The sequence below is a fragment of the Amycolatopsis sp. 3B14 genome, assembly GCF_050958625.1.
Taxonomy (GTDB): Bacteria; Actinomycetota; Actinomycetes; order Mycobacteriales; family Pseudonocardiaceae; genus Amycolatopsis_E; species Amycolatopsis_E thermoflava.
Genome location: NZ_JBHZEN010000018.1, coordinates 54,603 through 77,227, shown reverse-complemented (window position 1 = coordinate 77,227; position 22,625 = coordinate 54,603). Strand labels below are relative to the sequence as shown.

General features: G+C 69.8%; 23 protein-coding genes and 2 tRNA genes. 15 read left to right on the top strand and 10 right to left on the bottom strand.

Annotated features, from left to right (window positions below; translation table 11 throughout):
- The first annotated feature begins 21 nt into the window (after window positions 1-21).
- The gene (locus ACCP09_RS10150) at window positions 22-600 is read left to right on the top strand and encodes a dihydrofolate reductase family protein (RefSeq protein WP_027933948.1); all 579 of its coding nucleotides are present in this window, start codon (window positions 22-24) and stop codon (window positions 598-600) included.
- On the opposite strand, the gene ACCP09_RS10145 is transcribed toward ACCP09_RS10150, so the two are convergent.
- From ACCP09_RS10145 to ACCP09_RS10130, 4 genes are all read right to left on the bottom strand, one after another.
- The gene (locus ACCP09_RS10145) at window positions 597-1,979 is read right to left on the bottom strand and encodes a caspase family protein (protein ID WP_433745255.1); all 1,383 of its coding nucleotides are present in this window, start codon (window positions 1,977-1,979) and stop codon (window positions 597-599) included. The two genes, ACCP09_RS10150 and ACCP09_RS10145, sit on opposite strands and share 4 nt — an antisense overlap.
- Before the next feature lie 3 nt (window positions 1,980-1,982).
- Window positions 1,983-2,333: an effector-associated constant component EACC1 gene (locus tag ACCP09_RS10140; RefSeq protein ID WP_433745252.1), complete on the bottom strand. Its 351-nt coding sequence runs from the start codon at window positions 2,331-2,333 to the stop codon at window positions 1,983-1,985.
- 413 nt (window positions 2,334-2,746) lie between these two features.
- Window positions 2,747-4,525, bottom strand: coding sequence for an AIPR family protein (locus ACCP09_RS10135; protein WP_433745249.1), 1,779 nt, complete (start codon window positions 4,523-4,525; stop codon window positions 2,747-2,749).
- 535 nt (window positions 4,526-5,060) lie between these two features.
- Window positions 5,061-5,133: transfer RNA gene (locus tag ACCP09_RS10130), tRNA-Arg, on the bottom strand.
- Window positions 5,134-5,353: 220 nt separating this feature from the next.
- Between ACCP09_RS10130 and ACCP09_RS10125 the strand changes: the two genes are divergently transcribed.
- From ACCP09_RS10125 to ACCP09_RS10090, 8 genes are all read left to right on the top strand, one after another.
- Complete coding sequence (locus ACCP09_RS10125) at window positions 5,354-6,007, top strand: response regulator (RefSeq protein ID WP_017984995.1); 654 nt, start codon at window positions 5,354-5,356, stop codon at window positions 6,005-6,007.
- 41 nt (window positions 6,008-6,048) lie between these two features.
- Window positions 6,049-6,741, top strand: coding sequence for a response regulator transcription factor (locus tag ACCP09_RS10120; protein ID WP_020421613.1), 693 nt, complete (start codon window positions 6,049-6,051; stop codon window positions 6,739-6,741).
- Window positions 6,742-6,749: 8 nt separating this feature from the next.
- Window positions 6,750-8,168 (top strand): sensor histidine kinase, encoded by a 1,419-nt coding sequence (locus tag ACCP09_RS10115; protein ID WP_051362901.1) that lies wholly within the window; start codon window positions 6,750-6,752, stop codon window positions 8,166-8,168.
- A gap of 64 nt (window positions 8,169-8,232) precedes the next feature.
- On the top strand, window positions 8,233-9,030 hold the full coding sequence (locus tag ACCP09_RS10110; RefSeq protein WP_378335136.1) for a DeoR/GlpR family DNA-binding transcription regulator: 798 nt from the start codon (window positions 8,233-8,235) through the stop codon (window positions 9,028-9,030).
- Window positions 9,027-10,112, top strand: a complete 1,086-nt coding sequence (gene galT, locus ACCP09_RS10105) for a galactose-1-phosphate uridylyltransferase (protein WP_433745245.1) — start codon at window positions 9,027-9,029, stop codon at window positions 10,110-10,112. Before ACCP09_RS10110 ends, galT begins: the two co-directional genes overlap by 4 nt.
- 75 nt (window positions 10,113-10,187) lie before the next feature.
- On the top strand, window positions 10,188-11,648 hold the full coding sequence (locus ACCP09_RS10100; RefSeq protein WP_433745242.1) for a trypsin-like peptidase domain-containing protein: 1,461 nt from the start codon (window positions 10,188-10,190) through the stop codon (window positions 11,646-11,648).
- 417 nt (window positions 11,649-12,065) lie between these two features.
- Window positions 12,066-12,566: a MogA/MoaB family molybdenum cofactor biosynthesis protein gene (locus ACCP09_RS10095; protein WP_017984989.1), complete on the top strand. Its 501-nt coding sequence runs from the start codon at window positions 12,066-12,068 to the stop codon at window positions 12,564-12,566.
- On the top strand, window positions 12,566-12,736 hold the full coding sequence (locus tag ACCP09_RS10090; protein ID WP_167344625.1) for a hypothetical protein: 171 nt from the start codon (window positions 12,566-12,568) through the stop codon (window positions 12,734-12,736). The genes ACCP09_RS10095 and ACCP09_RS10090 overlap by 1 nt, the downstream gene beginning before the upstream one ends.
- Before the next feature lie 601 nt (window positions 12,737-13,337).
- Here the strand turns inward: ACCP09_RS10090 and mscL are convergent.
- The 4 genes from mscL to ACCP09_RS10070 form a co-directional block, all read right to left on the bottom strand.
- On the bottom strand, window positions 13,338-13,772 hold the full coding sequence (mscL, locus tag ACCP09_RS10085) for a large-conductance mechanosensitive channel protein MscL (RefSeq protein ID WP_027933958.1): 435 nt from the start codon (window positions 13,770-13,772) through the stop codon (window positions 13,338-13,340).
- Window positions 13,773-13,797: 25 nt separating this feature from the next.
- Window positions 13,798-14,274, bottom strand: a complete 477-nt coding sequence (locus tag ACCP09_RS10080) for a hypothetical protein (RefSeq protein WP_027933959.1) — start codon at window positions 14,272-14,274, stop codon at window positions 13,798-13,800.
- Between the two features lie 136 nt (window positions 14,275-14,410).
- Window positions 14,411-14,725, bottom strand: a complete 315-nt coding sequence (locus tag ACCP09_RS10075; protein WP_123684813.1) for an FmdB family zinc ribbon protein — start codon at window positions 14,723-14,725, stop codon at window positions 14,411-14,413.
- A gap of 89 nt (window positions 14,726-14,814) precedes the next feature.
- Window positions 14,815-15,408 carry a 5-formyltetrahydrofolate cyclo-ligase gene (locus ACCP09_RS10070; protein ID WP_378335120.1) on the bottom strand — a complete coding sequence of 198 codons (594 nt, stop codon included), beginning with the start codon at window positions 15,406-15,408 and terminating at the stop codon, window positions 14,815-14,817.
- A 24-nt stretch (window positions 15,409-15,432) separates the two neighbouring features.
- On the opposite strand from ACCP09_RS10070, the gene ACCP09_RS10065 reads away from it, so the two are divergent.
- The 5 genes from ACCP09_RS10065 to ACCP09_RS10045 all read left to right on the top strand — a co-directional run bounded on the left by ACCP09_RS10065 (window position 15,433) and on the right by ACCP09_RS10045 (window position 19,309).
- A complete protein-coding gene (locus tag ACCP09_RS10065) occupies window positions 15,433-16,335 on the top strand; it encodes a UTP--glucose-1-phosphate uridylyltransferase (RefSeq protein WP_027933961.1) in 903 nt (300 codons plus the stop codon).
- Complete coding sequence (glp, locus tag ACCP09_RS10060) at window positions 16,335-17,600, top strand: molybdotransferase-like divisome protein Glp (RefSeq protein WP_017984982.1); 1,266 nt, start codon at window positions 16,335-16,337, stop codon at window positions 17,598-17,600. Before ACCP09_RS10065 ends, glp begins: the two co-directional genes overlap by 1 nt.
- A gap of 9 nt (window positions 17,601-17,609) precedes the next feature.
- Entirely contained in the window at window positions 17,610-18,269 is a 660-nt protein-coding gene (locus tag ACCP09_RS10055; protein ID WP_027933962.1) for a GNAT family N-acetyltransferase, read from the top strand.
- Window positions 18,270-18,411: 142 nt separating this feature from the next.
- Window positions 18,412-19,170, top strand: coding sequence for a divisome protein SepX/GlpR (gene sepX / locus ACCP09_RS10050; protein ID WP_433745233.1), 759 nt, complete (start codon window positions 18,412-18,414; stop codon window positions 19,168-19,170).
- 66 nt (window positions 19,171-19,236) lie between these two features.
- Window positions 19,237-19,309, top strand: a tRNA-Ala gene (locus ACCP09_RS10045).
- Between the two features lie 302 nt (window positions 19,310-19,611).
- Here the strand turns inward: ACCP09_RS10045 and ACCP09_RS10040 are convergent.
- Complete coding sequence (locus ACCP09_RS10040; protein ID WP_433745230.1) at window positions 19,612-20,406, bottom strand: cupin domain-containing protein; 795 nt, start codon at window positions 20,404-20,406, stop codon at window positions 19,612-19,614.
- Between the two features lie 10 nt (window positions 20,407-20,416).
- Window positions 20,417-21,529, bottom strand: a complete 1,113-nt coding sequence (locus ACCP09_RS10035; RefSeq protein ID WP_433745227.1) for an amidohydrolase family protein — start codon at window positions 21,527-21,529, stop codon at window positions 20,417-20,419.
- Window positions 21,530-21,702: 173 nt separating this feature from the next.
- On the opposite strand from ACCP09_RS10035, the gene sigJ reads away from it, so the two are divergent.
- Window positions 21,703-22,575 (top strand): RNA polymerase sigma factor SigJ, encoded by an 873-nt coding sequence (gene sigJ / locus ACCP09_RS10030; RefSeq protein WP_027933966.1) that lies wholly within the window; start codon window positions 21,703-21,705, stop codon window positions 22,573-22,575.
- Window positions 22,576-22,625 lie beyond the last annotated feature (50 nt).

Genomic DNA, 22,625 nt, shown 5'->3' with positions numbered 1-22,625 from the left:
CACGAGGTGGAGGAGAACGAAATGAGCAAGGTCATCGCCAACATGTCCATGTCCCTCGACGGTTTCATCGCCGACCCCGGCGACGGCATCGACCTGCTGTTCGGGTGGATGGGCAACGGCGAGGTGGAGGTCCCGACCGCCGTGGAGTGGGCGACGTTCCGCATGTCGCCGGCGAGCGCGGACTACATGAAGGCGGCCATGGCGCGGGTCGGAGCCCTCATCGCGGGCCGCCACCTGTACGACATCACCCACGGCTGGGGAGGCAAGCACCCCATGGGGGTCCCGGTGGTGGTCGTCTCGCACTCGACGCCCGCCGAGGTCCCGGAGGGCTTCACGTTCGTGTCCAGTGTCGAAGAAGCGGTGCAGGTGGCGTCCGAGCTGGCGGGGGACAAGGACGTGGTGATCGCGAGCGCGAAGATCGCGCAGCAGGCCCTGGACGCGGGCCTGGTGGACGCCATCAACGTGGACCAGGTGCCGGTGCTGCTCGGGGAGGGGGTCCGCTGGTTCGAGAACCTGAGCAAGACCCCCGTGCGGTTGAGCAACCCCACGGTGGTGGAGGGCAACGGGGTGACACACCTGGCGTACGAGGTGGTGCGTTAGGTGGTCGACACCGATCTCCGCAGGGCTCGGATGATCCCGATGCACCCGCCCACGGCGATCGCGCTGATCGCCAGCGGCCAGAAGTTCAGGTCCACGGCCAGAACCGAACCCACGCCGGCGAGGAAGCTGCCGACTCCCGCGCTGCTGAAGGTCTTGTTCCGCGGGAGTACGGCGAACTCGGTCAGCCCGACGAACACCGCTGCGACGGCCATCAGTACCACCCCGGCCACGACGTAGCCCGTCGTGCCGAGTGGGCTCCTGGTGGTGTCGCCCGCCACGAGATCGTGCACGACGGCGACGACGAAGAACGCCATCAGCGGACCGTAGGCGAGGTGGAGGCCGAACGTCAGGGCCGCGCGCAGCCCCTTGTGCGGGGCGTCCGCCTGGGACGGCTGTGGCTGGGGGCGAGCCGGGCCGGGGTGGATCTGGCCAGGGTGGACACGCCCGGCGGCGATTTCACCGAGGAGTTGTTGGTACGCCTGGGCCCGCTCCGCGGGCTGCGCGCTCTTGGCCGATCGGGCGATTTCCTCGAGCGCCGCCGGCCCGGCTTTCGGGGGCACCGGGGCGGGTGGCTGGGTGGGTGTTCGGGTGGGCGTTCGCGTGCCCGGCGCCGGATCCTTCGGGAATGGTTCCGCCGCGGTCGGCAGTTGCGGCTGCACCGCACGGTTGCGGACCAGCCCGAGCTCGTCGAGCGACAGGTGTGAGAGTGCTTGCGGCTCCGGAAGCCCCTGCGCCTTGGCCGCCCGGCGGACGCGCCGGTGCAGGGCCGTGATGTTGAGCAGTTCGGGGGCGCCGGGGATGCCGTTCCGGAGCGCGTCGAGCAACCGGAGCGTGTAGGCGGGGTAGCGTTCGCCGTCCAGAACGTTCGAGGACCGGTTGGGTGGAGCCGAGGTCAGGATCGCCGCGCCCTCGATGTCCACCTCGGCGGCCAGGTCGGTCGCGGCGGACATCCGCTGCGCGAGCGCCCGGCCGGAGTAGCAGCAGTCGAGGATCACGATCTTCGAGCTGGCGTCGCTGTCGCGGACGAGATCGGCGACGACGCGGTACTCCATGCCGGTGAACCGAACTTCCTCGGAGCGGGTGTCGGCGAAGGTCAGGTACAGCTCGTTCAGGTAGATACCGTGACCGGCGAAGTAGACCAGGAGGAGGTCGTCCGCTTCCCCGGCGGCGGTGGCGAGCGTCCGCCCGATCTCCTCGCGCCCGGCGTTTTCCGGCACGAGCAACGAGTGCCGCGGTGCGAGTGAACCGTACCGTTCGTCTGTGAGCACGTTCCGCAGCTCCGCCGCGCCCGCGTGCACGCCGCGCAGCTGGGGCAGGTGGCGGTAGCCGCCGACGCCGATGAACACCGCCCGGGATCGGTGCGGATCTGGCAGCCGCATCGGTCAGTCCTGGTTCAGCAGCTTCGGCAGGAGGTCGTCGAGGTCCTTCGCGTGCTGGGACGAGACCTCGATCGACTGCCCGTCCGGCTTGGTGATCTTCAACGTGACCGCGTGCTTGCGCGGCCGGTTGAGCCAGGACTTGAGGCTCTCGGCGAGCACCGTGACGAATCCGCCCGCCCCGGCCAGGGCGATGACCAGTTCGGTCACCTCGCCCATGTGACCCGGCGGTGGCGGTGCGGTGACCCGCTTGACGTGCTTGCGCAGCTCGGGTTCGTCTCGCAACCACTCGCGGAGGACCTCGAGATCGCCCACCGGATCGTCACCGTCCACCGCCAGCCGCAGAAAACCCGCCACGGCGCCCCCTTCGGTTCAAGATCACGAATCCTAGTGGAGCGAGACACCCGGCGGGCCGCGATTCCCGGGTTTGGCGCACGTCGACGGGAGTCATCCGTGCCACCGGCCCCGTAGTCGGCGGCCCGGTTCGGCCCACAGACAATCCGTGAAGGCCGCGCCGTGGCTGGTGACCACCCCGTTCCCGGCTTAGCGCGCTAGTTGTGGTGACCTGACACGTTGTTGATTGTGAGGGTAGTCGGGTGATGGGTGGGTGGCCTGCTAGGGCGGAGTGTGTGGGCGGTCGGTGTTGTAGTGCTGGACCCAGGTGAGGACCTCCAGGACTGGTAGTGGATGCGTCGCAACACCCACCCCGCCCGGAGGTCCTCCCCACAATCAACCCAACACGCCGTCCACAACCTCACAAGTCACGACAGCTAGTGTTGACTAACCGCCTTTACCCTCTCCAGCAGCGCTTCCTGGCTCCGCCTGCTTCGTACGTCATCTTTCCGCAGGCTCCGCCCCTCATCGAGCACATCTCGGAATTCCGCGGACGCAACCTCTGCGGCAGAAGTGATGGCATTCTCGATGTCATCGGACAGTTTCTCGGATATGCGAAAGTTGAGCTTTTTTGGATTTTCGAGTTTTTTAATCGCAGCGTCAGTATCGCCAGCCTCAAAGATGGGGATGAGGCCGGGATTAACGAGCGCCGACACCATCATGGCGATGTGGTACTTGGCCGCCTTTAGTGTCGTGGATTCCGGCGTTCTCGCGAAATATCTATCAATGCGATAGATGATCCAGGCCGCGTAGTAATACGTTTCAACGGGGTAATTTCCCCACACGAAGGAATCTTCGACCTCGAGATCTTTAGGTGATCCAATCGCGCGAGAAGACTCGCCAAAAAGGGTTGCGGCCACAGCGCGGTTCAACTCCGGCGTCGCGACTACGCGGGTACGGGCGAATTCAAGTGCTGCTCCACGATTCTGGCGCTCGTAGCGCAAGCCGTCCGCGCCGGACTGTGCGAAGTACTCCTCAACGTTTTTCGCTATCTGTGAGCTGGCCTGTATATCCGTAGATCCAATCGCAGTCTGCAGATTGGTTGCAATTGAGACACTTGTCCGAACGTCACGGTCGTTAGAACTCACAATCTTAACGGGTATCCACAGATTAGCCAGCAATTGAGGGTCTTTTTTCACCTCGTCGGTTTCCGACCAGCGAATGAGCTGATGGCTCGTTTGTCCACCGTTTACGATTTGGTATCCCGAAATAAAGAATCGGTCGCCGTTTCCACGTAGACCGGTCGCAATGATCGTCAATCCATTATTCAAGAAAGGGAAATGCTCGCGTTCGGCTGACTGCAACGTTCCCATAATTCGGCTATTCACCGTATTATCGGGACCGAGATCCAGGCGCACGTTGTCGTCGAATATTCCGGCGCGAACTTCTCCAAAATTGTCCTTCAGCAGCTTCATGATTTCGGCTGCCGATACAAGGCCGATGTAAGCCTCGCTCACCCTCTCTGTCGCCGGGATCGTCTGCCGCTTCTCGAAGTTGAATTGGACGTTCTGGGGCCCGTGACGTTCCTTTTGCTTGTCGGCGAGCTCTTCGTGACCGTGGGTGCGAAGTCTGAGGCCCTCCGAGTAGACCCCAAGTTCGCGTATGCGCGCAATCGCTTCTGTAACTTGAAGCTGAGACTGGGCGCCCTGTCCATCATTGGAGCTAGTCGTCACATAGTAGAGTTCGCACGGAATGCGACTGTCCTGGAATTTGTCACCGTTCTCCGCTATGCGGTCGATGAGGATTGCCAGGTCGACCAGCCTTGGCGGAAGTGACACCGAGTTGGCCTTAATCGCATACTTTGTAACGGCTTCAACGCCGTGAAGGAACTTGGCGATGAGCTTCGAGTCGTACGACTCGCTTGTCTTGGCCTGAATAAAGATCACCTTTGAAGAATTTGCACCCTGCCCCGCAATTAAATCATCAATCTCCTCCGGTTCGAAAACGATCCGGTTATTGACAATTACTGCGGCAATGTCGATTCCTTCATCTTCGCCGCCGCCAAGGACCGTTCTTTCAATTGATTCCACGTCGTCGCGCACGTACTGGAATAGATAGTTCGCTGCGACGTATCGTTCGAACTTGTCAGCATCGGTTCCTTCGAAACCAAAGTCGCGGCCGAATTTCGCAACACGCTTGCTTGTAAGGGTGTGCATTAGACCTCCTTGTGATCCCCCCGCGTCGAGTGACACCCTCGTCGTTCGCCTGTCGCTGGCCATTTCCCAGGTGAGAGTGCAACGGGTAACAGCAGTGACCGTGACAGGAGGTTACTGGGTTCGGATCTCCGCGTCGATAGCCGCTCATCGTGCCGTTGACTTTTGGGTGGCGTTGGAAAATTGCTGGATAACGGGGAGAGTGGGTGACCTTTCGCCATCTCGTCGACCCGACACAGGGTGATGGCCTGTCAGGAGCTCGCCAAGATGCCGTTCGGTCGAACGCGGACACAACCGCCACGTCCGCCCCGTCATATCGAAGATGTGTTTATCCGGCGAGGGCATTCTTTATCTTTGTGTGTTGCGCCCCTCGGTGCGGCCATCGGCCGCTCGTGTAGGTCGGGTCCCGCCTCTGTCGGCCGATGCGGCGCGCCCCGGAGGGGCGCCTTGTTCCCCTGATGAGAAGCCGACAAGCGAGGGTTACGCATGGGGAGGAACAGCACGAAGCCCCTGGTCAATGGCTCTACCAGGGGTTTTGTGCCCCCGGCAGGATTCGAACCTGCGACACCCGCTTTAGGAGAGCGGTGCTCTATCCCCTGAGCTACGAGGGCTGGCGGTCTCAGACTAGCGGGTCCGGCCACCGCTGATGAGCGTGACCTACGCCTCGCGCCCGGAGCGACCACCGATCACCGACGAAGCGTCCACCGATCAACCGACGAAAGGTGCAACCACCCCGGGTGAACAGCGTATCGACGGCAGCGCTACCAGTGGGTAACCTTCCGTGACCGGGACGCGGAAACCCCGCTCCACCGACCGTTCGGAGGGCTTAGGTTGATCAAGCTCATGTTCGCCGACGACGAGGATCTCGTGCGCTCCAGCCTGCGCGGCATGATGGCGGGCGCGCCGGACATCGAGGTGGTCGGTGAGGCGAACGACGGCCGCTCGGCAGTGGAAACCGCCCGGCGGCTGCATCCGGACGTCGTCCTGCTGGACATCAAGATGCGCGCCCCCGACGACGGCATCCGCGCCCTGCGCGCGATCCTCGAGCTGCCCAGCCCGCCCGCCGCCGCGATGCTGACCACCTTCGACATGGACGAGTACGTCAGCTTGGCTCTCCGGCTCGGCGCGAACGGCTTCCTGCTCAAGGACATCGAGCCCGCCGCCCTGCTGCGCGCGGTCCGTGACCTCGCCCGCGGCGGCGCCGTTCTCGACCCGGGCGTCGCCGCGCGGATGGTGCGCGCCCACCGCGAAGGGCAACGCGCCGCGCAGCCCGCGCGCAAGTTGCTCGCCTCACTGTCCGACCGCGAGCGCGAAGTGGTCGGCCTCATCGGGCAGGGCCTGTCCAACGCTGAGATCGGCGGCAAGCTCCACCTGTCCGAGGCCACCGTCAAGGGCTACGTCTCCGCGGTCCTGTCCAAGATCGGCGCCGCGAACCGCGTGCAGGCCGCCCTGCTCGCCTACCGCGGCGGGCTGCTGGACCAGTGACTTCTTAGGCGGGTCTCAGCACCGTCCGCAACACTGTCTACATGCGCATTCTCGTTGTCGACGACGATCGGGCCGTCCGGGAGTCGCTCCGCCGGTCGCTGGAGTTCAACGGCTACCAGGTGGAGCTCGCCGGCGACGGCGCCCAGGCGCTGGAGCGCGTCATCGCCGACCGGCCGGACGCCATGATCCTCGACGTCATGATGCCCAGACTCGACGGGCTGGAGGTGGCCCGCCGCCTGCGCAGCACCGGCGACGACCTGCCGATCCTCGTGCTCACCGCCCGGGACACGGTCTCCGACCGTGTCTCCGGCCTGGACGCGGGCGCCGACGACTACCTGCCGAAGCCCTTCGCGCTGGAGGAGCTCCTCGCCCGCCTCCGCGCGCTCCTGCGCCGCGCCTCCCGCGAGGCCCAGACACCGCCGGACGCCGAGAAGCTCACCTTCGCCGACCTGACCCTCGACCCGGGCACCCGAGAGGTCCGCCGCGGCGAGCGCGACATCAGCCTCACCCGCACCGAGTTCGCGCTGCTCGAGCTGTTCATGTCCTACCCGAAGCACGTGCTGACCCGCGGCCGCATCCTCGAGGAGGTGTGGGGCTACGACTTCCCGACCTCGGGCAACGCGCTGGAGGTGTACGTCGGCTACCTGCGCCGCAAAACCGAGGCCGGCGGTGAGCCGCGCCTGATCCACACCGTCCGCGGCGTCGGGTACGTCCTCCGGGAAACCCCGCCGTGAGCCATGTCGTGACCGAACCGGTGCCCGTGATCCGCGTCGACAACGGAGGCGGCCACGCCCCCCGGAGGGTGTCGCTGCGGGCGCGCGTCACGCTGCTGGCCGCGGCGTGCGTGGCGGGGGCGCTGGCGCTGGTCTCGCTCGGCGCCTACATCACGGTCTACAACAACCTGTACCAGCAGGTCGACGACGAGCTGATCCAGCAGGCGAACAGCGTGATCAACGACCCGCAGGTCGTGCAGACCGGCGGCCTGCGCATCCCCACCTACATCACGCGGCTGGTCGACGTGCGGTTCGACCTGATCGTCGCCGACGGCTCGTCCGCCTTCGAGTCGGAGCCGTCGATGCGGCCGCCGATCGGGCTGGACGAGCGCGAGGTCGCCAGCGGCCAGAAGCCGTCGTCGATCCGCACCGACCAGAACACCGACTCGCGCGTGCTCGCCGTGCCCTACCGCTACCAGCCGGGTGTGGCGCTCGTGCTGTCGCAGCCACTCGACGCGACCAAACAGACCCTGCGTGAGCTGGCGGTGGTCCTCGCGCTGATCGGCGGCGGCGGGATCGTGGTCGCCGCCCTCGCCGGCACGGCCGTGGCCCGCACCGGGCTGCGGCCGGTGGAGCGGTTGACATCGGCGACCGAGCACATCGCCCGGACCGGCGACCTGCGCCCGATCCCGATCAGCGGCGACGACGAGCTGGCCCGGCTGACGCACAGCTTCAACACGATGCTCGGCGCCGTCGCCGAATCCCAGGACCGGCAGCGGCAGCTCGTCGCCGACGCAGGCCACGAGCTGCGCACGCCGCTGACCTCCTTGCGCACCAACCTGGAGCTGCTGCTGTCCGCCAGCCGCTCCGGGGCGCCGACGCTGTCGGAGAAGGACCGCGCGGAGATCGAGACCGACATCAAGGCGCAGCTGGACGAGCTCACCCAGCTCATCGGCGACCTCGTCGAGCTGGCGCGCCAGGACGAGCCGCGCACCGCGTTCGAACGGGTCGAGATGGTCGAGGTCGTGGAACGCGCGCTCGACCGTGCCCGCCGCCGGGCCGGGGAGATCGAGTTCGACGTCGCGCTCCAGCCGTGGCACGTCATCGGTGACGCCGGCGCCCTCGAGCGAGCGGTGCTGAACCTGCTGGACAACGCGGTCAAGTTCTCGCCGCCGCACTCGCGCGTCGGCGTGCGGATGTACCCGCTCGGCGACGGCACCGCGGTCATCGAGGTGGCCGACTCGGGACCGGGCATCGCCGACGAGGACCTGCCGCGCGTCTTCGACCGCTTCTACCGCTCGTCCGAAGCACGCACCCTGCCCGGATCCGGCCTCGGGCTGGCGATCGTCAAACAGGCCGCCGAACGCCACGGCGGCGCCGCGTACGCCGGCCGCGCCCCGGAGGGCGGCGCCCTGCTGAGCCTGCGTCTCCCCGGCATGCCCGGCTGAACCACGACGTCCTACGTGTGTTGATTCGTGTAGGATTTTGTGTAGTTGGTGGGCGATGGGAGCGATGGTGCTGGCGCGTCAGCGGCAGGCGATGATCCTCGAAGAGGCACGGCGGAACGGCGCGGTGCGCGTGAGCGACCTGGTCAGCAGGCTCGGCGTGTCCGACATGACCATCCGCCGCGACCTGGACGTGCTCGCCGGCCGCGGCCTGGTGGAGAAGGTGTACGGCGGCGCGACCGCCGTGCTCGGCCCCAGCACCGAGGAGCCCGGGTTCGAAGCCAAGTCGGCGCGGCAGCGGGCGCAGAAGGAGGCCATCGCGAGCCGCGCCGCCGAGCTGGTCCAGCCGGGCACCGCGATCGGCCTCTCCGCGGGCACCACCACGTGGACGCTGGCCCGCGCGCTGGACGGTGTGCCAGGGCTGACGATCGTTACCAACTCGATCCAGGTCGCCGACGTGCTGCGCGCGTCGTCCGCGCCGGACCGCACGGTCGTGCTCACCGGCGGCGTCCGCACGCCGTCCGACGCGCTGGTCGGTCCCGTCGCCGTGCACAGCCTGCGCCGCCTGCACCTCGACCAGGTGTTCCTCGGCGTGCACGGCATGGCCGAAGGGGCGGGCTTCACCACGCCGAACCTGACCGAGAGCGAGACCGACCGCGCGCTGGTCGAGTCCGGGCGGCGGCTGGTCGTGCTCGCCGACTCGTCCAAGTGGGGCGTCGTCGGCATCTCCACCATCGCCGAGCTGGACGAGGCGCATGTCGTGGTGACCGACGACGGCCTTGGGGAGGCGGCGCGCACCGTCTTGGCTGAGCATGTGGGTGACCTCGAGGTCGCACCCGTCAACGACGACACGGAGGAAGAGTGAGGCGGACCCTTCGCCACCTTGCCGACGGCAGGGAGATCATCTACTTCGACGAGGGCGACGACACGCCGTCCCGCACGGCGGAGGACACGCGCGACCTGCCGGCGGTGGCCGCCAGTTCGGAGATCCGCCTCGACCCGCTGACCGGCGAGTGGGTCGCGATGGCCGCGCACCGGCAAACCCGTACCTACAAGCCGCCGGCCGACCTGTGCCCGCTGTGCCCGAGCAAGCCGGGCAAGCCGAGCGAGATCCCCGAGGCCGACTACGACGTCGTCGTGTTCGAGAACCGCTTCCCCTCCTTCGAGGAGGGCGCTATCGGCGAGCGGTCCACACTGGACGGTCTGGGTCTCGTGCGGACCGCGCCGGGCAAGGGGCGCTGCGAGGTCGTCTGCTTCACCAGCGACCACAACGGATCCTTCGCGGGGCTGAGCCCGTCCCGCGTGCGCACGGTCGTCGACGCCTGGGCGGACCGGACGGCCGCGCTGTCTCGGATCGACGGGCTGGAGCAGGTCTTCCCGTTCGAGAACCGGGGCGAGGAGATCGGCGTGACGCTGCACCACCCGCACGGCCAGATCTACGGCTACCCGTTCGTCACGCCGAAGACGCGCCGCATGCTCGACGTGGCCCGCGCCTACCAGGAGGAACACGGCCGCCCGGTGCTCGGCGACGTGCTGGCCGCCGAGCGCAAGGCGGGCACGCGCGTGATCGCGGAGGGGCAGTACTGGACGGCGTTCGTCCCGCCCGCGGCGCGGTGGCCGGTGCACGTGCAGGTCGTGCCGCACCGCCAGGTGCCCGACATCCCGGCGCTGACCGACGCCGAGCGGGACGACTTCGCCGAGGTCTACCTCGACGTGCTGCGCCGTTGCGACGGGCTGTACAACCGGCCGCTGCCCTACATCGCCGGCTGGCACCAGGCGCCCGTCCGGATCGACCGCGAGCTGGGCTGGCTGCACCTCGAACTGTTCTCGATCCTGCGTGCGCCGGACAAGCTGAAGTACCTGGCCGGGTCCGAGTCGGGCGAGGCGGTGTGGATCAACGACGCCACCCCGGAGCAGATCGCGGAACGTCTCCGCGCGGTGGGCTGAGTCCGGCGGCATACTCATGCGTGACCCTCAGGCTGGGCTCAGCCCGCTCTCAGGACCGACACGCATGGTAGGGACATGACCGAGAACGACCCCAGCGCACCGCACGACGGCGGTGCCCAGCGGGAGCCCGGCGCGCAGCAGTCGCCGGAGGACGCGAAGACGCCACCGCGCGGAACGCCGCTCGGCTCGGGGCCGCAGCAGCAGCCGAGTCCGTGGTCGGCGCAGGGAGCCGCGCAGCAGTCGCACGCCGCCCAGCCGGGGCAGGCCGGGGGGCACGAGCAGGGCGCGTACGCGCAGACCGGGCAGCAGCCAATCGGGCAGGGGACCGGGCAGCAGCAGACCGCGCAGCCGGGGCAGTCCGCCGGTGGCTATCCGTGGACGCCGCCGGGCGCGCAGCAGCAGTCGCCGTACGCGACCGCGACAATGCCCGCGCCGGCCGTGCCGCAGCAGCGTCGTGGCCCGGGCAAGCTCGTGGCCGGGGTTGCCGTGCTGGCGTTGATCGTCGGTGGCGGAGCGGGTGCCGCCGGGGGGTACCTGACCGCGCAGAACAGCGGGAGCGGCGCGTCCTACAACGCGCTCGACCAGCCGGTGCCCGCGCAGCAGACGGCGACCGCGCCGGAGGGCTCGGTGGAGGCGGTGGCGCAGAAGCTGTCGCCGAGCGTGGTGGAGCTGCAGGTGTCCGGCCGGAGCGGGCAGGGTGAGGGCTCCGGGTTCGTGCTGTCCACCGACGGCTACATCCTGACCAACAACCACGTCGTCGAGGTCGCCGCGGAGGGCGGGGCGATCCAGGCGGTGTTCCAGGACGGCACCAAGGCGGACGCGTCGATCGTCGGCCGCGACCCGACGACCGACGTCGCGGTCGTGAAGGTCAACGGCGTGAAGAACCTGACGCCGGTGGCGCTCGGCAACTCGGACGACCTGAACGTCGGCCAGTCGGTGGTGGCGATCGGGTCGCCGTTCGAGCTGGCCGGGACGGTCACGTCGGGCATCGTGAGCGCGCTGCACCGCCCGGTGCGGGCCGGTGGCAGCGAGGGCGACCAGACGACGGTGATGAGCGCGATCCAGACCGACGCGGCGATCAACCCGGGCAACTCGGGTGGTCCGCTGGCGAACCTGTCGGGCCAGGTGATCGGCATCAACTCGGCCATCTACAGCCCGCAGTCGAGCGGAATGGGCCAAACGGAGGCGACGAACGCCGGCATCGGTTTCGCGATCCCGATCAACCAGGCGCGGCGGACGGCGCAGGAGATCATCGACACCGGAAAGGCGACGCAGACGTTCATCGGGGCGAACGTCAGCGACGCGCAGCAGGGTGGCGCCCAGATCGCCGGCGTGCAGTCCGGCAGCCCGGCCGAGCAGGCGGGCCTCAAGCAGGGCGACGTCGTGACGAAGGTCGAAGACCTGGTCATCAACGACGCGGACGGCCTGATCGCGGCCGTGCGAACCCGCGCCCCGGGCGACAAGGTGACCTTCACATTGAGCGACGGCCGCACGGTGCAGGTCACCCTGGGCGGCCAACCGGTGCCGACGAACTGATTGTTGCCGGCCGCTCGGGGCGGCCGGAGGGGATGAACAGGCGCTCGGCCGCACGGGGCGGCCGAGACCACTTGACCGGCTCTACGGGGTTGAGCCGGTATCCAAGCCGCGTGCGACTGGAAGTTTCCGGTCGCGCGCGGTTTCTCTTTGCGCTTGCCGCGGGATGGGGCGCAGAACTTGGCCGGGCCGGAGCCGCCGTGCGAGGGGCCGCGGCGACCAGCCGCGGGAAATTGTCTACTTCGGACGGCGGCTTGGTGCGGGGGCCTCCCGTGATCCGGCCGTGGGGCCAGGTCGGCGAGGGCTGCTGCCCCGTCGGGGGCGTTCGGGCGAGACGGCGCGCTCGTGCGTGCCCGGCCTACCTCTCAGTAGTGGCGACGTGCTCGTCGAAGGTCGGTAACAACCGGATACCGTGTGCTCATGGAACGCAGTGCACAGCGGCTGGGCCGCGCGCTCGTGGTGATCGTGGACGACCGCGCGGCGCACGGCGAGCATGAGGACACCTCGGGCCCCCTGGTTCAGGAGCTGCTGGAGGAAGCCGGCTTCATCGTGGACGGCGTGGTGCTGGTGCACGCCGACACCGTGGCGATCCGCAACGCGCTCAACACCGCCGTCATCGGTGGTGTGGACCTCGTCATCACCGTCGGCGGCACGGGGGTGTCGCCGCGCGACGTCACCCCGGACGCGACGATCGGCGTGCTCGACCGGCCCATCCCCGGGATCGGCGAGGCCCTGCGCTCCTCCGGGCTCGCCGCCGGCGCGGTCGACGCGGGCATCTCGCGTGGCCTGGTCGGCGTGTCCGGCAGCACGCTGGTGGTCAACCTCGCCGGCTCGCGCGCCGCGGTGCGCGATGGCATGGCGACGTTGTCCTCGCTCGTGCCGTACGTGATCGACCAGCTCTCCGGGCTCGACGAGTCCTGATGCCCGGGGAGGACCGGGAGCACAAGCCTCCCCGCGACCGGCGCAAGCTGGACGAGATCTTCGGGGAGGTCCTCCCGGAAACGACGTCCGACGAACGCGAGCCGGAACGCCCGGCCCGCGACGAGGACGCCTGGTACCGCGAGAACCGGCCGCCCCACCACGGCGGTTAGGCGCGACGGTTCGGCCGACGAGGCGTTGGCCGGCCGAGCAGGCCCCGGCAGCCGACGCCACATCTGGTGGCCGACGCTGTGCCGCCTTGACCGGCTACCGGACGGACCAGGCTGCGGGGCGCGCCGTTTTGAAGCGCCGATGGCTGCCGGGGGCTGTTGTCCCGCGCTCAGGGCCGGCGTTCGGCTGATGCCGGGTGCGGCAGGCGGGTGTCGGCTGGTGGGGTGTGGTTTGTGTCTTGGGTGGGCGATGGCGTGTGGGGCGCCGTTGGCTGCCGGGTGGTCGCTGCGTGGCCGTTGTCCCGTGCCGGGAGCCGGCACTCAACTGGTGCGGAGGTGCGCCGTTTGAGGCTGCCGATGGCTGCCGGAGGTCGCCGCGTGCTGTTGCCCCCGCCGGGGCCGGCTCAGCTGATGCCGAGGTGCGCCCGTGGGTGTGGCATGCATCGGGGTGGGTAGTGCCGCATCGGGTTGTGGTGGCCTGTGGGCCTGGCGCCGGGGCAGTGTGGCGGGCTCGTACTGGCGTTCGGCAGGTGTCCGAGCGTGGCTCAGTGGGCTTGGCTGACTTCCTGCTCCGAGACCGGAGCCCCGGAGCAGGAAGCGGGCTTCAGTCGCGGCTTTCGACGCGGCTGCTGACCTGGCCGTTGGAGCCGCTCTGCTGGCGCAGCAGGTCGCGGATCTCCGTCAGCAGCTCGACGTCCGTCGGCTCGGAGGGGCCCTCCTCCTGGCCGCGCTTGCGGCGCTCCTGGATCTTCTTCATCGGCAGGACCAGCAGGAAGTAGACCACCGCGGCCACGATCACGAAGTTGATCGCCGCGTTGATCACGCCGCCGAAGTCGAGGAACGTGGAGTCGTTGTCGCTCAGGACGTTGAACCCCAGGCCCTTCGCGGCGTCCGAACCTCCGATCGCGTTGATCAGCGGCTTGATCAACCCGTTGGTGAACGCCGTGACGATCGCGGTGAACGCCGTCCCGATGACGACCGCGACCGCCAGCTCGATGACGTTGCCGCGCATCAGGAAGTCTTTGAAGCCCTTCAGCATGTGCACTCCTCTCGTCCGGAAACGGCTAACGGAGGGTAACGGCTACCGGATTCCGGAGTGACATCGCGGCCACCTCCCTGGCCGTCTCCTCGGGCAACGAGAGGACGACGAGCGGCCCGTCCCGCGCGCTCGCGAGGCGTCCGGCCGCGGCGGGCGGCGGCCGCACCGACAGCACGCTCGCCATGCTGGCCAGCACTTTCCTGCCGTCCACGGACTCGTCGAACGTGACCACGTCGACGCGCATGCCGGGGGTCAGCAACTCGGCCACACCGGTGTCCGCGAGGCGGACCGGGACCGCGGCAAGGGCAAGATCACCCGTGAAGGGGACGGGTGCGGAGGGTGGCGGCGGCGCGGCCCGTGGCTCCGCGGCGTCCGGGCGCGCGGCCAGCACGGCTGCGGTGATCAGCAGGCCGGCGGCAACCAGCTTGCGCAGCCGGTGCCAACGGCGGCCGCCGAAGCGGGGCCGGAGCCGGTTCCAACGGGCACGCGGATCGAAGCGCATGGCGAAGCACCCCCAGTCGTCGAGTGCGACGGCGGTGGGCCGTCGACGGAACCGACGCTAGGGGTGCTGACACCCGGCGGAAAAGACGCGGATCTGGCAGCTGTGGATAACTGGGTACTTGTGGATAACTCGGCCGTCAGGAAGCCGCGGCCGCGGTTGTCGTCGTACCGCTCGACGAGGATGACGAAGAGGCGGAGCTGCTCTTGCTCTCGCTGGAGGTGCTCGACGAGCTGGACGAGGAGGTGGACGACTTCGACGAGGAGGACGAAGACGACGAGCGCGAGTCGGTCCGGTAGAAGCCGGAGCCCTTGAAGATCACGCCGACCGCTCCGTAGAGCTTGCGCAGCGGGCCGGTGCACTCCGGGCACTCGGTCAGGCTGGCATCGGAGAACGACTGCACGGCCTCGAAACGGTGGCCGCACTCCTTGCAGGCGTACTGGTACGTGGGCACAGGTGCTCCTTCGCGCATTGGCACTCGATCCGCAAGAGTGCTAACGCAATTGTGCTGGAGACCATTCCCCCAGCGCAAACAAGGGTTGGTCACAGTGGCAGCCGGACGTGCCCGCGGCCGGGGGTGAGCGCCCCGGTCATGAGCACGTCGTGGTCCTCCGCGGGCAGCCGTTCGACCAGCTCAGCGTCCCGGACGACGGCCACCAGGTCGGCGCCGGGCGCGGCGTGCGCGAGGGACCGGTCGTAGAACCCGGCGCCCCGCCCGAGGCGCACGCCGCGGTGGTCGACGGCCATCGCGGGCAGCAGCACCAGCCCGGCGCCGGCCAGCGCGCCCGGGCCGAGTAGCGGACCGGTCGGCTCGAGGATGCGCCGCAGCCGGCCCGCGCGCAGGCTCCCGGTGCCGGTGTACTCGGCCCAGTCCAGCGGCCCTGGTTCGGCGGGAATCGCCGGGAGCAGCACCCGCGCGCCGCGGTCGCGGAGCACGTCGAGCAGGCCGATCGAGCCCGGCTCGGAGCCGAACGGGACATAGCAGCACACGGTGTCCGGCAGTGACATCGCGGACACCGCGCGGACCAGCGCGGCGGCCTCGGCGACCCGTCGCTGCACGGTGACGGCCGCGCGGGCGGCGGACAGCTTTGCGCGCCACTCGGCCTTCGTCACCTCGTCATTGCGCTGCGCACCCATGTACGCAGGTTAGGCTTGGCGCCTATGACGGGCGCCTTCGACAACCACTCGTTCCGAACCGCAATCGTCCCGGCCGCGGGCCTGGGCACCCGGTTCCTGCCGACGACGAAAGCGGTTCCCAAGGAGCTGCTCCCGGTGGTGGACACCCCGGGGATCGAGATCGTCGCGAGCGAAGCCGCGCAGGCCGGGGCGAAACGCCTGGTGATCGTCACCTCGCCGGGCAAGGAGTCCGTGGTCAACTACTTCCGGCCGTCGCCCGAGCTGGAGGCCAACCTCGAGCGCAAGGGCAAGTCCGCGCTGCTGGAGAAGGTCCGCCGCGGGCCGGAGCTGATCGACGTCGAGGTCGCGATCCAGGAGGAGGCGCTCGGCCTCGGGCACGCGGTGGCCCAAGCCGAGCCGAACCTGACCGACGAGGACGCGGCCGTCGCGGTGCTGCTGCCCGACGACCTGGTGCTGCCGGCCGGCGTGCTCTCGAAGATGGCCGAGGTGCGCGCCAAGCACGGCGGCAGCGTGCTGTGCGCGTTCGACATCCCGAAGGAGCAGATCTCGCCCTACGGCGTGTTCGACGTCACCGACACGGACGACTCCGACGTCAAGCAGGTGCACGGCATGGTCGAGAAGCCGTCGCCGGAGGAAGCGCCGTCCACCTACGCGGCGGCCGGCCGCTACCTCCTCGACCGGGCGATCTTCGACGCCCTGCGTCGCATCGAGCCGGGCGCGGGTGGTGAACTGCAGCTCACCGATGCCGTCGCGCTGCTGATCGAGGAGGGCCACCCCGTGCACATCGTGGTCCACCGGGGCGGGCGGCACGACCTCGGCAACCCGGGCGGCTTCCTCAAGGCCGCCGTCGACTTCGCCCTCGACGACCCGGACTACGGGCCCGAACTGCGCAACTGGCTGACCGAACGACTCGGGACCGATCGCTGATGACCGACCCCACCCCGGAGCCCGACCAGGCCGAGCAGGACCTCCGCTCGGTCGACGAGCAGATCGCCCGTGTCCTGCAGGCCGCGGTGCGCCCGCGACCCGTCCGCGTCGCGATTTCCGAAGCGCAGGGCCTGCTCTGCGCCGAGGAGGTCGTGGCCGAACACGCGCTGCCCGGCTTCGACCAGGCCGCCGTCGACGGTTACGCGGTGCGCAGCGTGGACGTGCGCGCCGACGGCGAGGAGCCCGTCCAGCTCCCGGTGGTGGGGGAGATCCCGGCCGGCTCGCGGCAGCCCCGGCGGCTGCAGCCCGGCCAGGCCGTCCGGGTCGCCACCGGGGCGCCGCTGCCGACCCTCGCCGACGCCGTCGTGCCGACCGCCTTCACCGACGGTCACCCGGCCAAGGTGACCATCCACCGTTCGGTGCCGTCCGCGGCGTACGTCCGGCGGACCGGTGAGGACGTGCAGATTGGCGACGTGGCCGTCCGCCAGGGCGACACGATCGGCGCGGCGCAGGTGGGCCTGCTCGCGGCGGTCGGCCGCTCGAAGGTGCTGGTCTACCCGCGGCCGCGGGTGTCGATCGTGTCGGTGGGCGACGAGCTGGTCGACATCGACCGCACCCCGACGACCGGCCAGGTCTACGACGTCAACTCCTACGCCCTCGCGGCCGCCGCGCGCGACGCGGGCGCCGAGGTCAGCCGCGTGGGGATCGTGCCGAGCGACCCGAAACGGCTGCGCGAGGTCGTCGAGGGCAGGCTGCTGATGTCCGAGGTCGTCGTGGTCGCGGGCGGCGCGGGCGGCACCGCGGGCGACGAGGTCCAGGCGGCCCTGTCCGACCTCGGCGAGATCGACATGACCCGCGTCGGCATGCACCCGGGGTCCGCGCAGGGCTTCGGGCGGCTCGGCCCCGACTCGGTGCCGACCTTCCTGATCCCGGCCAACCCGATGAGCGCACTGGTCGTGTTCGAGGTCTTGATCCGCCCGCTGATCCGCGCCGCCCGCGGCACCCGCAACCCGCACCGCCGCACGGTGAGCGCGCGGCTGCTGTCGCCGGTGTCCTCGACCAAGGGCCGGCGCGGCTACCTGCGCGGGCAGCTGCTGCGCGACGAGAGCACCGGCGAGTACCTGGTGCAGCCGCTCGGCACGTCCGGCGCGCACCTGCTCGCGTCGCTGGCCGAAGCGAACTGCCTCGTCAACGTGGACGAGGACCTCACCGAGGTGCCCGCGGGCGAGCAGGTCAAGGTGACCTTCCTGGCACAGCGGGGTTAGAACTGTCCGGTGCAGCCAGCAGCGTATGACCTGGAGTCCCGCCACCCCGGGTGGCCGGCCCGGCTGGGCCCGATCCGGGTGGCGGCCGGTGACGTCGCGGTGCGGCCGATCCGCCTGCGCGACGCGGGCGACTGGAGCCGGATCCGGCTGCGCGACCAGGAGCACCTCGAGCCGTGGGAGCCGACCGGGCCGGGGCCGTGGCGCGACCGGAACAGCTACTGGTCCTGGCCCGCGCAGTGGACGGCGCTGCGGTCGCTGGCCCGGCGCGGCCAGTGCCTGCCGTACACGATCACGCTGGACGGCGAGTTCGCCGGGCAGATCACGGTCGGTAACGTGATCCGGGCCTCACTGCGCTCGGCCTGGGTCGGTTACTGGGTGTCCTCCTCTGTGGTGAAGGGTGGGGTCGCCACGGCGGCCGTCGCGCTCGTCGTGGACCACGCGTTCAGCTCCGCCGGCCTGCACCGCATCGAGGCGACCGTGCGGCCGGAGAACACGCCGAGCATCAAGGTGCTGACCAAGGCGGGGTTCCGGCAGGAAGGCCTGTTCAAGCGGTACCTGGACGTGGCAGGCGACTGGCGGGACCACTACTGCTACGCGATGACGGTCGAGGAGAGCGGACCGGGTCTCGTGGCGCGTCTGGTCGCCGCCGGACGCGCCGAATACCTGTGACCGGGTCCGTTACCTAACCGCGAGTTTTTCACCGGATGGCGTGACCCTTTTTCTGCTTCCGAGCGGCGTGGCTCCGTCCCATCTGTTACTCCTGTGACTAGCGTGACGACATGTAGCAGTGAACGGGGGAGGTGAGAGGGGATTGCCCAGCTCGCTGATCATCGTCGCCTTGGCCGCGGCCTGGCTGGTCGTGCTCGTGCCCATGGTCGCCCGCAAGCGCCAGGCGGTCACGCAGACGGCCGACGCCGAACTGGCCGCCCGCGTGGTCCGAAGTGGCGGCGGCGCAGACGACGCGGAGGAGGAGTTCGCGATGTCCGAAACCACCCAGCAGGTCGCTGAGGCCGACGACCGCGTCGACTACGACGACGTCGAAGAGTACGAAGAGGAGCCGGCGCGCCGGTACGAGCCGGTGTCCGACCGCCGCTACCGGCCTGGCCGCGGCGGGTTCGACCCGGAGGCCGCGGAGATCGCCGCGCGCGCCAAGTACGCGTTCCGCCAGCGGGTCGTCCTCTGCCTGTTCCTGCTCGCGGTCGTCACCGCCGCCGGAGCCGGATTCCTGACCTCGTCACTGTGGTGGCTGCACGGCGCCATCGACCTCGTCCTGGTGGGTTACCTCGCCTACCTGCGTCGGCAAGTGCGCATCGAGGCCGAGATCCGCCAGCGCCGCATGGCCCGGCTCGGCTCCCGCCCCGCGGCGCGCCCCGCCCGCCGCGAGCGCCCCGCCGAGGAGCTCGACGTCGCCGAGCCGCCGCGCGAGATCCCCGGCGTCGAGCGCCGCCCCTCGCCCGCGTCGCGCCTCCGCGGCCGCGCGGTGGTCGTCGACCTCGAAGACGAAGACCCCGCGTTCCACGACCTGGACGACCCGGACCAGCTCCCGTTCCGGCGCGCGGTCGGAGAGTAGACCCCCTCGCCGACCGCCTCCGGGCACTTGCTATGCTTCTGGAGCTTCCTTCGGGAAGTCCAGTAAGGGGCTGTAGCGCAGTTGGTAGCGCGTCTCGTTCGCATCGAGAAGGTCAGGGGTTCGATTCCCCTCAGCTCCACGCATGGGAGGCTCGTGCTCGCGGAGAGCGCGAGCCTTTTGCGTTTCGCGTGTTTTGTGGGGGCGCGGCCCCCACGCCCCGCCCGGGGGCACGCCCCCGGACCCCCCGTGTGGTTGCGTTGGTTGGGTTAGGTTCCGTTGGCTGCGCGGGCCCCCACGCCCCGCTCGGGGGCACGCCCCCGGACCCCCGCCGTGGTCCGGTTGTTGAGTCACGTTCCCTTGGCTGTGTGGCATGAGGGGCGAGTTGTGTTTGCGGGGTGTGCGGGTACAACTCGCCCCTCGTGCGGCGGTCCTGAGTGGACGTCAGGGGGTGTCGTAGGTTACGTGGTGTTCGGTGGTGTAGCGGTTCAGCGCGGTGGGGTTGAACCGGCCGCCCTTGCTGACCTCCGTGCGGTGTTCGATCAACGCCTCCACCACCAGTTCCCAGCCGCCGGGGGTAGAGATCTGCACCACCCGCGGCGGTGGCGCCGAACCCGGCCGGATCGCGTGCGGTGCCCCGTGCGGTAGCAGGACGAACTGGCCCTTTCGTGCCGTGTGGGTCGTGCCGCCGAAGTCGATTTCCAGCGCGCCGTCCAAGACGTAGATGCACTCGTCGGCCACATGGTGCGTGTGGCGTGGAATCGGCTGCGCCACCGTGACCTCCAGCAACGAGAACAACCCGCCGGTGTCGGAACTCCGCGCCTTGACGCTGAACGCGGGCGGCAGCCGGATCCGGCCGGGCCGCGCCTCGCCACGCGCCAGCACGTAGCCGCGATCCACCTTGCCCCTGACCCCCGCAGCACCGTGCGAGAGCAGGTGCAACGCGTGCACCGGCGCGCCGGCCGTGCGGATCGCGTGAGGCACACCGCGCGGCACCATCACGCACATGCCGGCAGTCAGGTGGTGCGTGGTCCGGTCCACATCCACCTCGACCGCGCCGTCGATGACGTACACGAACTCGTCGGCCACCTCCTGCACGTGGCCGGGCAGGTCGACCTCGCCGTTGACCTCCAGCAGCGTGAAGCGGCCCTCGGTGTCCTCGGCCGTGGCCTTGACCGTCGCCCACGGCGGGGTCGGCGCCGGCCGGGAGCCGCCGGCGGGAAGCAGGAAGAAACGCATCGCAACCCCCTCAGCGGGCCTGGCGGACACCACGCCGCCAGACGTCGACGATCGAACGCGTCGCGGCGATGTCGCGCGTGGGGTCGCCCTCGACCAGCACCAGGTCGGCGCGAAGGCCGGGGGCGATGCGCCCGCGGTCGCCCAGCCCGAAGTGGTGGGCCGGCACGCTGGTCGCCGCGGCCAGCGCCTCCTCCGCCGTGAGTCCCGCCTCGGTCAGCAGTTCTAGTTCGCGGTGCAGGCTTTCCCCGTGCACGGGCGCGAACGGAGTCGCGTCCGTGCCCGCCAGCAGCGGCGCGCCGGCCGCCCGCAACGCGCGCGCCACCCGCGCCGCGCCCGTCCCGCTGCCCGGAACGGCGTGATCGGCCCCGCCCTGGCCACTGATCACCTCGAAGTACACCAGGGTGCTCACCACGAACACACCCTGCGCCGCGACCCGTGCCGCGAGCGCCGCCGTGCCCGGTCCCGCGTCGACCCAGACGTGCGCCAGCCCGTCCACACCGGCGTCGAGCGCGATCTCGACCTCCGCCGCGGTGATCGCGTGCGCGATCACCGCCAGTCCCGCGGCGTGCGCGGACTCGACGAGCGCCGCCACCACGTCCGGCGCCAGCACCGGCAGGTCGGCGCCGTGCACCGTGCCGTCGTCGACGACCACCTTCACGTAGTCGGCCCCATCCGCCTGCCGCGCCGCGACGAACGCCGCCGCCTGGTCTGCCGTCGCGACCGTGTCGAACGGGCCGGCCGCGTCGCCGAGCGTGTCGCCGAGCGCGGTCATCAACTGGCTGGGATGCCCGCCCGGCGCGGTCGCGAGCACACCGGAGCTGCGGATGTCGGCGACGTCGTCGCGCTCGGCGGCCAGCGCCCGCTGCCGGGACAGGTTCGCAGGCAGGCAGAACATGTCCAGCTCGGTCGTCACGCCGAACCGCAGCGCCTGCGCGAGGTTGCCGTCGAAGGTGTGGGTGTGCGCGTCGATCAAGCCGGGCAGCAGGGTCCGCCCGGTCCCGTCCACCAGTACGTCAGCGGGCCCGCCGGGCTCGGCGATCCGGTCGCCGTCGATCAGCACGTCGGCGCGGGCGGTGGTCCGCTCCCCGTCGAACACCCGCACGCCGCGAATCAGGGTTCGCATCGTTGCCTCCTCGCACGGCCGGGTCCGTCCCGGCTCGCGACAACCAAGTGCGCGGCGGGGCGGCGCAGCGTGACAGGACGAGACGTGGACCACAATCACGGCTGGGGATGTCACGTTCGGGGCGCCGGTACGGCACTGGGACTCGATGTGGACGTACCGGCGAGGAGGGCACCATGACAGACCAGGATTTCGCCACGCGCACGTTCGTCGACCACCGCGAACTGCTGTTCGCGATCGTCTACGACATGCTCGGCAGCGTCGCCGACACCGAGGACGTGCTCCAGGAGACCTGGCTCGGGTGGGAGGCCGCCGATCACGGGCGGGTCGGCACCCCGCGCGCCTACCTGGTCCGCATCGCCGTCAACAAGGCCCTCGCCCGCCGGGCCGCGCTCAGCCGCCGCCGCGAGACCTACGTCGGCCAGTGGCTGCCCGAACCGGTGGTCACCGACCTGCCCGATCCCGTGCTGCGCGCCGAATCGTCGTCGATGGCGTTGCTGGTGGTGCTGGAATCGCTCAGCCCAGCCGAACGCGCGGTGTTCGTGCTGCACGACGTGTTCGGCTACCCGCACACCGAGATCGCGGACATCCTCGGCCGCAGCCCCGAAGCCGTGCGGCAGCTGGCCCACCGCGCACGCGAGCACGTCCGCGCCCGCCGACCGCGGTACCGTGTCGACGCCCGCGTGCAGCGGGAGGTCACGGAACGGTTCGTCGAGGCAGCGATGGGCGGTGACCTGGAAGCGCTGCTCCAGGTGCTGGCCCCGGATGTGACACTGTGGACAGACGGTGGCGGCAAGGGGGTGGCCACCAGCCTGCGGCCGGTGCACGGCCGGGACGCGGTCGCGAGCCTGCTGGTCGGCGTCACCGCGAACGCGACCGGGGCCTTCGACATCCGGTACCGCCAGGTGAACGGTGACCCGTCCGCGTTGCTGTTCTCCGGCGACTCGCCGTTCGCCGTGCTGGTCCTCGACCTCACCCCGGCGGGCGACCGGGTGCGCGGCATCTACTCGGTGACCAACCCGGACAAGCTCACCAGGATCCCGCGGTAGGAGGGTGCCCGCCCGCCGTGTCAGCGGGCATGTCAGCGCGGTGACCGGTC